Origin of the sequence: Methylobacterium sp. Leaf89 (assembly GCF_001422215.1) — a bacterium.
GTDB lineage: Bacteria > Pseudomonadota > Alphaproteobacteria > Rhizobiales > Beijerinckiaceae > Methylobacterium.
Window position 1 is genome coordinate 203,658 of the sequence record NZ_LMML01000012.1, and the last position, 13,600, is coordinate 217,257.

At 72.4% G+C, this 13,600-nt stretch carries 9 protein-coding genes and 1 other RNA gene; 3 read left to right on the forward strand and 7 right to left on the reverse strand.

What is annotated here, in order from left to right:
- Positions 1 to 36: 36 nt before the first annotated feature.
- From ASF18_RS07195 to rnpB, 6 genes are all read right to left on the reverse strand, one after another.
- Positions 37 to 1,512: a UDP-N-acetylmuramoylalanyl-D-glutamyl-2,6-diaminopimelate--D-alanyl-D-alanine ligase gene (locus ASF18_RS07195; protein ID WP_056350470.1), complete on the reverse strand. Its 1,476-nt coding sequence runs from the start codon at positions 1,510 to 1,512 to the stop codon at positions 37 to 39.
- A complete protein-coding gene (locus tag ASF18_RS07200; protein ID WP_056350472.1) occupies positions 1,509 to 2,987 on the reverse strand; it encodes a UDP-N-acetylmuramoyl-L-alanyl-D-glutamate--2,6-diaminopimelate ligase in 1,479 nt (492 codons plus the stop codon). Before ASF18_RS07200 ends, ASF18_RS07195 begins: the two co-directional genes overlap by 4 nt.
- Positions 2,984 to 4,777 (reverse strand): penicillin-binding protein 2, encoded by a 1,794-nt coding sequence (locus ASF18_RS07205; RefSeq protein ID WP_056269988.1) that lies wholly within the window; start codon positions 4,775 to 4,777, stop codon positions 2,984 to 2,986. Before ASF18_RS07205 ends, ASF18_RS07200 begins: the two co-directional genes overlap by 4 nt.
- 119 nt (positions 4,778 to 4,896) lie before the next feature.
- Positions 4,897 to 5,325 (reverse strand): hypothetical protein, encoded by a 429-nt coding sequence (locus ASF18_RS07210; RefSeq protein WP_056216973.1) that lies wholly within the window; start codon positions 5,323 to 5,325, stop codon positions 4,897 to 4,899.
- Positions 5,322 to 6,380, reverse strand: a complete 1,059-nt coding sequence (rsmH, locus tag ASF18_RS07215; protein ID WP_056350474.1) for a 16S rRNA (cytosine(1402)-N(4))-methyltransferase RsmH — start codon at positions 6,378 to 6,380, stop codon at positions 5,322 to 5,324. Before rsmH ends, ASF18_RS07210 begins: the two co-directional genes overlap by 4 nt.
- 511 nt (positions 6,381 to 6,891) lie before the next feature.
- Positions 6,892 to 7,302, reverse strand: an RNA gene (gene rnpB, locus ASF18_RS07690) — RNase P RNA component class A.
- Positions 7,303 to 7,541: 239 nt separating this feature from the next.
- On the opposite strand from rnpB, the gene ASF18_RS07220 reads away from it, so the two are divergent.
- Complete coding sequence (locus ASF18_RS07220) at positions 7,542 to 7,715, forward strand: hypothetical protein (protein WP_156649706.1); 174 nt, start codon at positions 7,542 to 7,544, stop codon at positions 7,713 to 7,715.
- Positions 7,716 to 7,788: 73 nt separating this feature from the next.
- On the opposite strand, the gene gloA is transcribed toward ASF18_RS07220, so the two are convergent.
- On the reverse strand, positions 7,789 to 8,229 hold the full coding sequence (gene gloA, locus ASF18_RS07225; RefSeq protein WP_056216966.1) for a lactoylglutathione lyase: 441 nt from the start codon (positions 8,227 to 8,229) through the stop codon (positions 7,789 to 7,791).
- 147 nt (positions 8,230 to 8,376) lie between these two features.
- Between gloA and pepN the strand changes: the two genes are divergently transcribed.
- Entirely contained in the window at positions 8,377 to 11,004 is a 2,628-nt protein-coding gene (pepN, locus tag ASF18_RS07230; protein ID WP_056350478.1) for an aminopeptidase N, read from the forward strand.
- A 193-nt stretch (positions 11,005 to 11,197) separates the two neighbouring features.
- Complete coding sequence (locus ASF18_RS07235) at positions 11,198 to 13,588, forward strand: ATP-binding protein (protein ID WP_056269829.1); 2,391 nt, start codon at positions 11,198 to 11,200, stop codon at positions 13,586 to 13,588.
- Positions 13,589 to 13,600: the final 12 nt, after the last annotated feature.

A 13,600-nucleotide genomic window follows, 5' to 3' on the forward strand; every position in this document is an offset into this window, starting at 1 on the left:
CGCCGCGCCCCCTCCCCGGCCGTGATGACGGTCGCCTCAGCGCGCGACGGCGTGCGGCGGTTCGGCTTGGGCGTTCGCGTAACGGGCTTTGAGCGCTTCCACAATCCGGCCCATGCGGATGCTGTTCGAGCCCTTCACCATCACGGCGTCTCCGGGACGGAGCGCGGAGAGCACGGGCTCGAGGAGGTCGGCCGAGGTCGCCGCGCAGGCGCCGCGCCGGCTCACCGGCAGGGCCTCGAACAGGTTTCGCATCAGCGGGCCGGCCGTGAAGACGAGGTCGACCTTCGCCGTCTCCACCGGTCCGGCGAGGTCGCGGTGATGGGCCTCGCCCTCGGGCCCGAGTTCGAGCATGTCGCCCAGCACCGCGATGCGGCGCCCGCGCGGGCCGGTCTCGATGCCGGCGAGCGTCGCCAGGGCGGCGCGGATGGAGGCCGGGTTGGCGTTGTAGCTCTCGTCGACCAGGAAGGCCTCGCCCGCCCCGATCGCCAGGGCGGTGCGCTCGCCGCGGCCGACGGGCGGGCGCAGGGCCGCCAGCGACAGGGCCGCGCGGGCGAGGTCCGCCCCGAGCGCATGCACCACCGCCATCACGCCGAGAGAATTCATGGCCGTGTGCCGGCCCGGCGTGCCGAGCTGGTAGGTCACCGGGATGCCCATCACCACCGCATCCACCACCGAGAGGTCGGGGCGCAGGACGATGCGCTGCGCGCGGACATCCGCCTCCGGGTGCTCGCCGAAGCTGACGACCCGGCCCGCCCGCGAGGCCAGGGCATGGGCGAGGAGGCGGGCATAGTGGGGGTTGTCGCGGTTGAGGATCGCGGTGCCGCCGGCCTTCAGGCCCGAGAAGATCTCGCCCTTGGCGTCGGCGATGGCCGACACGGAGGCGAAGTGCTCGATATGGACGGGCTCGACCGTCGTGATCAGGGCGATGTCGGGCTGCACCATCGCGGTGAGCGGCACGATCTCGCCCCCGTGGTTCATGCCGATCTCGAACACGCCGAACTGCGTCTGGGCCGGCATCCGCGCCAGGGTCAGGGGGACGCCCCAGTGGTTGTTGTAGGAGGCGATGGAGGCGTGGGTCGCCCCCTGCGCGGACAGGACGTGGCGCAGGGCCTCCTTGGTCCCGGTCTTGCCGACCGACCCCGTCACCGCGACGATGCCCGCGTCGGTTCGGGCCCGGGCCGCGGCGCCGAGCGCCCGCATGGCGTCGAGGACCGGGTCGTCGCCCGCCCCCGCCACCGCCAGCACCGGCCCGGCCTCGGCGAAGGCCTGCGCCCGGTCGGCGGCGACCACGGCCGCGCCGGCCCCGCGCCCCAGGGCGGCCGGGACGAAGTCGTGCCCGTCGCGGGCCTCGCCCCGGATGGCGAAGAACAGGTCGCCCGGCTCCAGCGTGCGGGTGTCGATCGAGGCGCCGGTGATCGGCCTGCGCGCGCCCAGGAGGGTGCCGCCGGTGGCGGCCTCCAGGGCCTCGCCGCTCCAGAGCGGGGCCGTGCCGGGCGGGGTCGTTTGGGTCATGCTGAGCGTTCCGCGATCGCAGCCCGGAGGACGTCGTGGTCCGAGAAGGGCAGAACCTGTGACCCCACGATCTGGCCGGTTTCATGGCCCTTGCCGGCCACCACGAGGACGTCGCCGGGCTCCAGGGCCCGCACGGCGGTACGGATCGCCTCGGCCCGGTCGCCGATCTCGACGGCGCCCGGGGCGGCGGCCAGGATCGCGGCGCGGATCGCCGCCGGGTCCTCGCTGCGCGGATTGTCGTCGGTGACGATGACGACGTCCGCCTTGTCCGCCGCGATGGCGCCCATGATCGGGCGCTTGCCGGTGTCGCGGTCGCCGCCGCAGCCGAAGACGAGGCGCAGGCGCCCCGTCGCGAAGGGGCGAAGGGCGGTCAGCACGCCCTCGAGGGCCTCCGGCTTGTGGGCGTAGTCCACGAGGCACAGGCCGCCATTCGCTTCGCCGATCCGCTCCATCCGGCCCGGGACGCCGGTGAGGTGGTCGAGGGCGGCGACGACGCCGGCGGGGTCGGCCCGGCCGGCGGGGGTCGCCAGGACGAGGCCGGCGGCGAGGAGCGCGTTCTCCACCTGGAAGCCGCCGACCAGCGGCAGGCGCACGGCGTAGTCCTGCAGCCGGCCCGAGGGACCGGGCGCCTGCAGGGCGAGGTGCTGGTGGAAGCCCTCGGTGCGCGCGGAGACCAGCCGCACCGTGTCGCCCTTCGACCCCGTGGTGTGGACGTCGAGGCCGCGGGCGGCGGCGGCCGCCACCACGACGTCGGCATAGGCGCCGTCGAGGTTGATCACCGCCGGGATGCCGGGCTGCGCCAGGGTCGTGAACAGCCGCAGCTTGGCCGCCAGGTAATCGTCCATGGTGGCGTGGTAGTCGAGGTGGTCGCGCCCGAGATTGGTGTAGCCCACCGCGGCGAGCTCGACCCCGTCGAGGCGGCGCTGCTCGATCCCGTGGGAGGAAGCCTCCATGGCGAGGTAGGCGATGCCGTCTTCGGCCAGCCGCGCCAGGGTGGCGTGCAGGGTTACGGGGTCGGGGGTGGTCAGGGAGCCGTAGGTGGCGCCCCGGTTGGTGACGATGCCCACCGTGCCGAGGCTCGCGGCCTCGGCGCCGAGGCGGGCGAGGATCTGGCGCACGAAATCCGTGACGGAGCTCTTCCCGCTCGTCCCCGTCACCGCCACCACCTGGGCCGGCTGCCGGCCCGAGAAGGCCCGGGCCGCGCGGGCGAGGCTGCGGCGCACGTCCGCCACGGCGACGTAGGGCACGCGCCCGTCGAGCCCCTTCGGCCGCGCGCCCTCGCTCACCACCGCCACGGCGCCGGCGGTCGCGGCGTCCGCGGCGAAGCGGCGGCCATCCGCGACGGTGCCGGGCACGGCGACGAAGACGAAGCCCGGCGCGACCTTGCGGGAGTCCGCCGTGAGCCCCGCGACCGGCAAGCCGGCGAGGCCGGCCTCCGCCTCGGGAAAGAGCCCGCCGAGGGTCGGCCCGCTCATCGCCCGTCCACCTGCGTGGCGTGGTAGGCGCCGAGCTTCACCATGAGGGGGAAGGGCTTCGCCGGCGGATCGAATTGCGGCGGCAGGCCCAGGATGGGCGCGACCCGCTCGATCGTCCGGCCGGTGACGACGCCGGAATTCCAGGCAGCCGTGGCGTAGCCGCCGGATTCAGGCAGGCCCTGCGGCTCGTCCATGATGGTGACGAAGAGGTATTTCGGGTTGTTCATGGGGGCGGCGGCCATGAAGGTCGTGAACAGGCGGTTCTTCACGTAGCGGCCGTGGATCACCTTCTCGGCGGTTCCGGTCTTGCCGCCCACGAAGTAGTACGGGATCGCGGCCTTCTTGGCCGAGCCCTCGACGGCGTTGAGGCGCATGATGAAGCGCATGGCCTCGCTGGTCTCGGGCTTGAGCACCCGGGTGGCCTTGGCCATCGCCGCCTCGGGCGTGGTCTTGAGGAAGGTCGGGGTCATCAGGAAGCCGCCATTGGCGATGGCCGCCACCGCCGCGGTCGCCTGGATCGGCGCCACCGCGAGGCCGTGGCCGAACGCGATGGTGATGGTGTTGATCTCGGTCCAGCGCGGCGGCACCAGGGGTTCGGCGCTCTCGGGCAGCTCCGTCCGCATGCGGTCGGTCAGGCCCATCTTCTTCAGGAAGGCCTTGTGGCCGGGCACGCCGATGCCGAGGGCCATCTTGGCCGAGCCGATGTTGGACGAGTGCGTGAACACCTCCGGCATGGTGATGACCCGGTTGGTGCCGTGATATTCGTGGATCTTCTGGCGGCCCCAGTTCAGCACGCCGCCGCGGGTGTCGAAGGTCGAGTTGACGTTGTACTTGCCGGAATCGAGCGCCATCGCCAGGGTCATCGCCTTGAAGGTCGAGCCCATCTCGTAGACGCCGACGTTCATGCGGTTGATGCGGTCGGGGTTGAGCGCATCGGCCGGGTCGTTCGGGTCGAAGTCCGGCAGGGAGGCGAGCGCGATGACCTCGCCGGTCTGGACGTCGAGGATCATGCCGGCGGCGGCCTTGGCCTTGAAGTGCTCCAGGCCCCAGGCGAGCTCGTCCCGCACGGCGAACTGCGCGCGCAGGTCGATGGAGAGCTGGATCGGCGCGAGGTCGGTCTGCTTGGCCACGAGGCCGAAATCGTTGAGGGCCTTGTTGCCCTGGTTGTCGATGTACTTCTCGATGCCCGCGATGCCGATGTTGTCGAGGTTGGTCACGCCGAGGATGTGGGCCGCGGCCACGCCGTTCGGGTAGACGCGCTTGTGGTCGGGCAGGAAGCCGATGCCCGGGATGCCGAGGCGGTGGACCTCGGCCTGCTGCTTCGGCGTGATCTCGCGCTTGACCCAGACGAAGCCCTTCTTGGTGGAGAGCTTGGCGCGCAGTTCGGTGGCGTTGATCTGCGGCAGCACGGCGGTGAGGAGTTCGACCGCCTCGTCCTTGTCGTAGATGTTGCGCGGCTCGGCGAAGATCGAGACCGTGCGGATGTCGGTGGCGAGGATCTCGCCGTTGCGGTCGACGATGTCGGGCCGGATCGCCGTGGTGGCGGCGGCCGCGATCCGGCGGTCGCCGTTGTCGGCCTCCGGGAAGGCCGCCCCGAGGATCAGACGGCCGGCGATGGTGCCGAACACCAGCGTGAAGGCGAGGCCCACGAGGCCGACGCGGGTGTAGGAGCGCTCGATGGCGAGGTGGAACATCGCCCGCGCGTTGCGGATGACCCAGGCGCGCCGCGACACGGGCGGTGGCGCGAGGCCCTCGGCGGCCGGCTCCAGCCGCGTCCGCTCGACGGGCATCGCGTCCGGCGCCGCGACGGCAGTGGGCTCGGCCGGCGCGGGGGTCGACGCGGCGGCGGAATCGGCGTCTCGGGCGGGAATCGGGTCTCGGCCGGGCGGCGGGACTTCGGACACGGGCACTACCTCGAAGTCGTGGTCGGGGTTCTGGTCGTGGTGGTGCGCGGCGTGATGCTGCCGGTGGTGCGCGGCTCGTCGCCGCCGCGGCCCGCCACCGGCTTCTCCTTCGGCGTCGCGGTGGCGGCCAGCAGCCGGCCGATCTCGTCGCCGCGGTCGGGCCGCGCCGGCAGGTCGGCGAGGCGGCCGAGATGGGCGGTGCCGATGGGCTCGAGGGCGAGGTAGCGGTCCACCGCCGCCTGGAGCCGGTCGGGCCGGGTCAGGAGCTGCCACTCGGCGCGCAGCACCGCGATGGCCTGGCGCTCCTTCTTGAGCTGGGTCTGGGCCTTCGAGACCTGCCCGGCCTGGTAGAGCGTGTCGTACTTGATCGAGTAGGCGTAGATCGCCGAGCCGATCAGGCCGAGCACCGCGATCAGGTTGAGCAAACGGATCACCGGCGTGCTCCTCCGCTCCGACCGGTCCGCGCGGGCAGCGCGGCCAGGGTCTCGATGGCGGCCAGGGGGGCGGGCACGGGGGCGTCCGTGCGTTCCACCGCGCGCAGCTTGGCCGAGCGGGCACGGGGATTGGCGGCGGTCTCGGCCTCGGTCGGCAGCACCGGACCCTTGGTCACGGCCGCGAAGCTGCGGGGGGCCGGCGCTTCCAGGCTCGGCAGGTGGCGGGAGGCCTGGGCCGCCCGGCCGCTGCGGGCCGAGAAGAACTGCTTCACGATCCGGTCCTCCAGCGAATGGAAGGTCACCACCGCGAGGCGGCCGCCGGGCCGCAGGATGCGCTCGGCGGCGTGGAGCGCCTGCACGAGCTCGCCGAGCTCGTCGTTGACCGCGATGCGCAGGCCCTGGAAGGTCCGGGTCGCCGGGTGGATGCCGCTGGCGGGATCCGCCCAGACCACGCTGGCGACGATGTCGGCCAGGGCCGCGGTGGTCTCGATGCGGCCCCTGCGGCGCGCCTCGATGATCGCCCGGGCGACGGCGCGGGAGCGGCGCTCCTCGCCGTAGTGGAAGATGATGTCGGCGAGATCGGCTTCCTCGGACTCGTTGACGAGGTCGGCGGCACTCGGCCCGGCGCGCTCCATGCGCATGTCGAGGGGGCCGTCGTTGCGGAAGGAGAAGCCGCGCTCGGGCTGGTCGATCTGCATCGACGAGACGCCGATATCGAGGACGACCGCGTCGGCGGCGGCATGGCCGGCGCCCTGAACGCAGGCGTCGAGCCCGCCGAAGCGGCCCGGCACCAGGGTCAGGCGCCCGCCGGCCTCGGCCACCAGGGGTGCCCCGCCCGCGATGGCGCCGGGGTCGCGATCGATCGCCAGAACGTGAACGGACGGATCGGCCGAGAGCATCGCGCGGGTGTAGCCGCCGGCCCCGAAGGTGCCGTCGACGGCCAACGCCCGGCCCGGCAGGTCGAGGGAATCGAGGACCTCCGCCAGGAGGACGGGGACGTGCGGCGCCCCGTTGGGCACCCGGTTCACCCGCGCCTCGCGGGGAGCGCGCGTCATCGGGGCGCCCCGGCGCGCGGCGGTCGCGCGCGCCGGGGGACGGACGCCGCATGGGCGGAGGGACGAAGCGAGGACTCGACCGGACTGATGCGGCGCATGCGTCCCTTCCACGGGGCTGGAGCGCGCAGGCGCGGCTCGGAGAGACGGGGCGTCTCCGGGTCGACGCGTGACGCGACCGCGCATGCGGACACCGGCCTGCCTGGGACAGGGTGCGTCCGTCGATCCGAAAATCGCCGTTGACGGGATGAATCGGGGTACCATGGGCCTCTGAGCGCCGTCAACGAACCTGGCCGAGGGGGAGCGGCTCGGGACGATCAGACCTCAGCAAGGTTAACCGAGCGTAAGTTTTCCCGCGCAAAGCGGTCTGCCGGTGCGCGCCGTCGCAACCACCGGGGATGGGGCACCGACGGCCGTTTCTCATCGCGCGCGGGCAGTCCGGCGCCTCAAACGGTCCGCCGGCCGGGCCAGGCAAGACGTCCCGGGCGGACGCCGCCCGCGATGAACCTTCAGGCGGATCAGCCGGCCTATAAGCCGGGTTCTGTAGGGCCCGGGACCCTCGCGGTCCCCGGACGTGGCGGCCATTCCTCTGGGACGATCGTTGCCGATCGCCTCGAGCAACCAACCCGGGCGACGGGCCTGGAGAGAGGGCCTGACGGACCGTAAGGCCCGCCGTGTCGCCCCTATTCGGTCTTGCTCCCGGTGGGGTTTGCCGTGCCGTCCGCGTTGCCGCGTCCGCGGTGCGCTCTTACCGCACCCTTTCACCCTTACCGCGGATCGGCTCGCGCCGGTCCGTGGCGGTCTGCTCTCTGTGGCACTGTCCCTGGGGTCGCCCCCGCCGGACGTTATCCGGCACCGTCTCTCCATGGAGCCCGGACTTTCCTCCCCGGACCTTGCGGGCCGGAGCGGCCGCCCGGCCGACTGATCCGGCGCGGGTGTGCGCCGGGCACGGCCCGGGGGTCAAGGCCCCGGGCGTCCCCGGGCGGGGAACGCGCACGCTGCCGCCCGGAGCGGCATGCCCGGATTTTGGCCTCGCCGCTTGCGGAGCCCGCGCCTCGCGCCAGGTGTCCAGGGCTGGCGCGCCGGCGGGTCCGGCGCCGCCACGGACCAACCGCAGTCCCGGGTCCGACGGGATCCCGGACCGCAATGGATCAGGAGGACGCGATGGCGACGAACGACACGGCCTGGACGCTCGAATCCGTCCAGCAACTCACCGAGATGGCCCGCGAGGGCATCCCGGTCTCCGTCATGAGCCTGAAGCTGCGCCGGCCGATCGAAATCGTGGCGGCCAAGCTGAGCCAGCTCGGCATCACGCCCGTGCCCGAGACCGGCGCCTGAGAGCGGGGACCGACACTGGGGATCTGGACCGGGACGAACGGCCCCGCGCGGGGTCGTCCGTCCCGGGTGGACGCTACCAGGAGCCGGTGTTCTCCATGGAGGACCAGGGCTCCTGCGGCGGCTTGGCCGGGCCCTTCTGCAGCAGCTCGATCGAGATGCCGTCGGGGGACTTCACGAAGGCCATGTTGCCGTCGCGGGGCGGGCGGTTGATCGTGACCCCGGCCGCCTGCAGCTTGGCGCAGAACGCGTAGATGTCGTCGACCTCGTAGGCGAGGTGGCCGAAGTTGCGCCCGCCCGAATAGGTCTCCGGGTCCCAGTTGTGGGTCAGCTCGATCACGGGCGCCTGGGTCTCTTTGGCCGTGCCGGCATCGTCGGGGGCGGCGAGGAACACGAGGGTGAAGCGGCCCTTCTCGTTGTCGACGCGCCGCACCTCCTGCAGCCCGAAGGTGTTCACGTAGAAGTCGAGGGCGCGGTCGAGGTCCGCGACGCGGACCATGGTGTGCAGGAATCGCATGGGTTGGAGCTCTCCGAGGGACTGGCGCCTATGTGGTCCGGCGCACGCACGCGTCAACGCGGGATGCGCGTCAACGCGCCGGAGCCGGCGCGCGTTGCGCCGCCGCGGCGCACCCCGCACAGTGGGGGCTCAGCCAGAGGAGTCCGCATGCGCACCGAAGCCCCGATCCCGATCCGCCTGGAGGATTACCGCCCCAGCGACTACCGGATCGACACGGTGGACCTCGACGTCGCGCTCCATCCCACCGCCACCCGGGTCCGGGCCCGGCTGACCCTGGCCCCCAACCCGGCCGGGCGCCCGGGCGCCCCCCTCGTCCTCGACGGCGAGGACCTGGCGCTGGAGCGCCTCACCCTCGACGGCGCCGACCTCGCGCCCGAGGCCTACAGCGTCTCGCCGGCCGGCCTGACCGTGCACCGGCCGCCGGCGGGCCCCTTCACCCTCGGCATCGAGACCCGGATCGACCCGAGCGCCAACACCAAGCTGATGGGGCTCTACCGCTCGAACGGGGTCTACTGCACCCAGTGCGAGGCCGACGGCTTCCGGCGGATCACCTACTTCCTCGACCGGCCCGACGTGATGGCGGTCTACACCACGCGGATCGAGGCCGATCGCGACGCGGCGCCGGTGCTGCTGGGCAACGGCAACCGCGTGGAGTCCGGCGCGGCCGGCCCCGGGCGCCACTTCGCGACCTGGCACGATCCCCACCCGAAGCCCGCCTACCTCTTCGCCCTGGTGGGAGGCCGCCTCGACGCCGTGCGGCGCCCCTTCACCACCAGCGAGGGCCGCGTGGTGGAGCTCGCCGTCTATGTCGAGCCCGGAAAGGCGGAGCGGGCCGACTACGCCCTCGACGCGGTGGCCCGCGCGATGGCCTGGGACGAGACCGCCTTCGGCCGCGCCTACGACCTCGACGTCTTCAACGTCGTCGCGGTCTCGGACTTCAACATGGGCGCGATGGAGAACAAGGGCCTCAACATCTTCAACGACCGCTACGTCCTGGCCTCCCCCGAGACGGCCACCGACGCGGACTACGCCGCCATCGAGGCGATCATCGCTCACGAGTACTTCCACAACTGGACCGGCAACCGCATCACCTGCCGGGACTGGTTCCAGCTCTGCCTCAAGGAGGGCCTGACGGTTTATCGCGATCAGGAATTCTCCTCGGACATGCGCTCCCGCGCGGTGCATCGCATCGGCGAGGTCCGCACCTTGCGGGCGCGCCAGTTCCCCGAGGATGCCGGGCCGCTGGCCCACCCGGTGCGGCCGCGGCACTACACCGAGATCAACAACTTCTACACGGCCACCGTCTACGAGAAGGGCGCCGAGATCGTGCGGATGCTGCGCACGCTTCTCGGCGCGCAGGGCTTCCGGGCCGGGATGGACCGCTACTTCGCCGACAACGACGGCACCGCCGCCACGGTGGAGGATTTCCTCGCCGCCTTCGCCGCCACCTCCGGCCGCGACCTCGCCGCCTTCGCCCGCTGGTACGAGCGGCCCGGCACGCCGCGGGTCGCCGTGCAGGGCGCCTACGACGCCGAGGCGCGGACCTACCGCCTCGCCTTCCGCCAGAGCCTGCCCGGCAGCGCCGAGGCCCCGCCCCTGGTGATCCCGATCCGCCTCGGCCTGATCGGCCCGGACGGCCCGCTCGATGCGACGAGCGACCGGGTCGCGGACGGGGTGTTCGTGCTCGACCGGGCCAGCGACGGCCTCACCTTCGCCGATGTCCCCGTGCGCCCCGTGCCCTCGCTGTTCCGCGGCTTTTCCGCCCCGGTGCGGGTCGAGATCGAGATGCCGGATGCCGACGCGCTGACGCTGCTGCGCCACGACACCGACCCCTTCAACCGCTGGCAGGCGGCCCAGAGCGTGGCCATGCGCCTCCTCGTGCAGGGGACGCGGTCGGGCACCCTGCCGGAGGCCGGGGCGGACGGGTTCGGTGCGGCCCTCGCCGGGTTCCTGGCGGACGAGGCCCTCATCGACCCGGCCTTCGCCGCCCTGGTCCTCGCCCTGCCGAGCGAGGCCGACGTCGCCAACGAGATCGCCACGGAGATCGACCCGGACGCGATCCACCGGGCCCGGCACGCCCTGCGCCGGGCGCTGGGGACGCGCCTGAAGCCGCAGCTCCTCGCCTTGCGCGACGCGCTGGCGGACGCGCCCGGCACGCCGTTCAGCCCCGAGGCCGCGGCCGCCGGCCGGCGCGCCCTCCGCAATGCGGCCCTCGACCTCGTGGCGGCGGCCGATCCGGCTGCGGCGAGCCTGCTCGCCGCACACCAGATGGACGCGGCGACGACGATGACGGACCGGCTCGCCGCCCTCTCGGTCCTGTCCCAGGTTCCGGGTCCCGAGCGCGAAGCGCTGCTCGACCGATTCGCAGAGGCCTACCGCGCCGAACCCCTGGTCCTCGACAAGTGGCTGGCGATCCAGGCCGGGATCCCGGAGGCCGAAACCCCCGACCGCATTCGCCGCCTGCAGACTCACCCGGCCTTCTCGATGGGCAATCCGAACCGGGTCCGGTCCCTCATCGGCAGCTTCAGCATGGGCAATCCGACCCAGTTCAACAGGCCCGATGGCGCGGGCTATGCCCTTGTGGCGGAGGCGGTTCTGGCCCTCGACAAGACCAACCCGCAGGTGGCCGCGCGCCTCCTGACGGCCTTCGGATCGTGGCGGATGATGGAGCCGGAGCGCCGCGGCCGCGCCGAGACCACATTGCTGAAAATTCGCGCTGTTGCCGGTCTGTCACGGGACGTCGGGGACATCCTGGAGCGGACCCTCGCCGGCTAGCAAGTGCCTGAAGAGAATCGTTTTTTCGGCCCGCCCCGGGGTCGATTCCGCACCTCGGATTCGCAACGGGAGTCAAGCGTGGCCGGAAAAAACGCGTGGACAAAACCCCACCGGAAATGTTGAATCGTATACGATTCGGAAAGCGGGGCGGCCCGCCTTCCCGGTGCTACAATCCCAACGGCGGAGTTAGTCCATGCTGGAGGCGGATTCCGCTTCCCTCTCCGCGCGTGCGGATACGATTCTTGGCATCCACCGGCCGCAACACGCCGCCCATGTCCGTTTCGTGCGTGCCGAGACCTGGCTGCGCTTCGCCCTGCCGGCCCTCTTCGCCACGTTCCTGATCTGCCTCGGGGCGGTGGCGGCCATGCTGCTGCAGGCCCAGCGCGAGGAGGTGATCCGGGCGGCGACCACGGACGTGGAGGCGGTGACCCGCCTCGCCGCGGCGGCCTTCGCCGGAATCGACATCGACGGCGAGGCCAAGGGCGAGGCGGCCCACCGCAACCTCGGCGCCCTGTTGCCGCCGGGCCTGCTCCATGCCGGCCGTCAGATCCTGCTGATCTCCCCCAACGACGTCATCGTGGCGGCCAATCCGCCCCTGCCCGGCCCCCGCCGCACCCTGACCCAGCATCTCGGGGAGATGCAGGCGCTCTCCACCCTGGGCGAGAGCGCGGGCGTGATGACCGTGACCCTGGCGGACGGCTCCGTGGTGATCGCGGCCCTGCGCAACCTGCCCGGCGGGCGGGGCCAGGTGGCGGTGCTCCAGCCGCTCACCGCCATCACCGCCGCCTGGACCACCCGGATGCGCAACCAGGCGATCCTCCTCGGGGCCGCCGCCCTGGTCATCATCGGCACCGGCATCGCCTACGCCCTGCAGACCCGCCGGGCCTACGCCGTCGACCGGGTCTGCGAGGAGATCAAGCAGCGCCTGGACACCGCCCTCGGCCGCGGCCGCTGCGGCCTCTGGGACTGGGACATCCCGCGCGGACGGATCTACTGGTCCGATTCGATGTACGCGCTCCTCGGCTATCACCGCGAGCGCGAGTTCCTGTCCTTCGGCGATGTGAATGCCCTGGTGCACCCCGACGACGGCGACCTCTACAGCCTGGCGCGCCACCTCGCGGCCAGCCAGTCCACCGTCGACCACGAGTTCCGGGTGCGCGGCGCCACCGGCAACTGGGTCTGGATGCGGATGCGGGCCGAGATCGTGCCGGACACCATCGACGGCGGCCGCCACCTCGTGGGCATCGCCCTCGACGTCACCGAGCAGCGCAATCTCGCCGAACTGAACGCCACCGCCGACATGCGCCTGCGCGACGCGGTGGAGGCCATCTCCGAGGCCTTCGTCCTCTGGGACACCGGCAACCGCCTCGTCCTCTGCAATTCGAAGTTCCGCCACCTCCACGCCCTCAGCCCCGAGGACGCGATTCCGGGCCGGCGCTACGCCGAGATCATGGGCCGGGGCGTGCTGCCGCCGGTCCGGCGCGAGCTGCGGGACCTGGAGCCGAGCGGCGCCACCGCCCGCACCTTCGAGGCCGAGCTCACCGACGGGCGCTGGCTCCAGATCAGCGAACGCCGCACCAAGGACGGCGGCTACGTCTCGGTGGGCACCGACATCACCAGCCTCAAGCGCCACCAGGAGCAGCTGGTCCAGTCCGAGCGCGAACTGATCGAGACCGTGCGCGACCTCAAGCGCTCCCGCCGGACCCTGGAGCTCCAGACCCAGCAGCTCGCCGACCTCGCCGAGCGCTACCTCGACCAGAAGGCGCAGGCCGAGGGCGCCAACCAGGCCAAGTCCGAATTCCTCGCCAACATGAGCCACGAGCTGCGCACGCCGCTCAACGCCATCATGGGCTTCGCCGAGCTGATGGAGAGCGAGGTCTACGGCACCCTCGGCTCGCCCCGCTACACCGATTACTGCCGGGACATCCGCACCAGCGGCGACTACCTGCTCTCGGTGATCGACGACATCCTCAACATGTCGCGCATCGAGGCCCAGACGGTGAAGCTCGCCCCGCGGGAGATCGCGGTGGCCGGGGCGATCGAGGGCACCCTGAAGCTCGTGGGCGAGGCGGCCCGGGCCAAATCCCTGACGATCAACGTGGACGTGGTCGAGGACCTGACCGTGCTGGCCGACGAGCGCGCCCTGCACCAGATCCTCACCAACCTCGTGCAGAACGCGGTGAAGTTCACGCCGCCCGGCGACGGCCGCATCATCATCAAGGCGCGGCCGGCCGGTTCCAACGTCCACATCTACGTGGAGGATACCGGCATCGGCATCCCGAAATCGGCCCTGCGCCGCCTCGGCGCGCCGTTCCAGCAGGTCGAGACCAACCTCACCCGCAGCCACAAGGGCTCGGGGCTCGGCCTCGCCATCGCGCGCTCGATGGCCGAACTGCACGGTGGCGCCCTGCGCATCCGCTCCCAGGAGGGCCTCGGCACCATCGTGATGGTGCGGCTGCCGATCCCGACCGCGGAGAACCGCCGCAACCTCGTCGACGCCGCCGCCCAGGAAACCGTCGCCTCCCTTCGCGACGCCGCCGGCGCCACCCCGCGCCCGCCCGAGGCGGTACCGGAGACGGTCTGAGGTCTTTTCGGG

Bases quoted from the DNA above. Each gene is read 5' to 3' on its own strand.
- gloA (WP_056216966.1), bottom strand. From the start codon at position 8,229: ATGCGATTCCTGCACACCATGGTCCGCGTCGCGGACCTCGACCGCGCC.
- ASF18_RS07235 (WP_056269829.1), top strand. From the start codon at position 11,198: ATGCTGGAGGCGGATTCCGCTTCCCTCTCCGCGCGTGCGGATACGATT.
- pepN (WP_056350478.1), top strand. From the start codon at position 8,377: ATGCGCACCGAAGCCCCGATCCCGATCCGCCTGGAGGATTACCGCCCC.
- rsmH (WP_056350474.1), bottom strand. From the start codon at position 6,380: ATGACGCGCGCTCCCCGCGAGGCGCGGGTGAACCGGGTGCCCAACGGG.
- ASF18_RS07195 (WP_056350470.1), bottom strand. From the start codon at position 1,512: ATGACCCAAACGACCCCGCCCGGCACGGCCCCGCTCTGGAGCGGCGAG.
- ASF18_RS07220 (WP_156649706.1), top strand. From the start codon at position 7,542: ATGGCGACGAACGACACGGCCTGGACGCTCGAATCCGTCCAGCAACTC.
- ASF18_RS07205 (WP_056269988.1), bottom strand. From the start codon at position 4,777: ATGCCCGTCGAGCGGACGCGGCTGGAGCCGGCCGCCGAGGGCCTCGCG.
- ASF18_RS07200 (WP_056350472.1), bottom strand. From the start codon at position 2,987: ATGAGCGGGCCGACCCTCGGCGGGCTCTTTCCCGAGGCGGAGGCCGGC.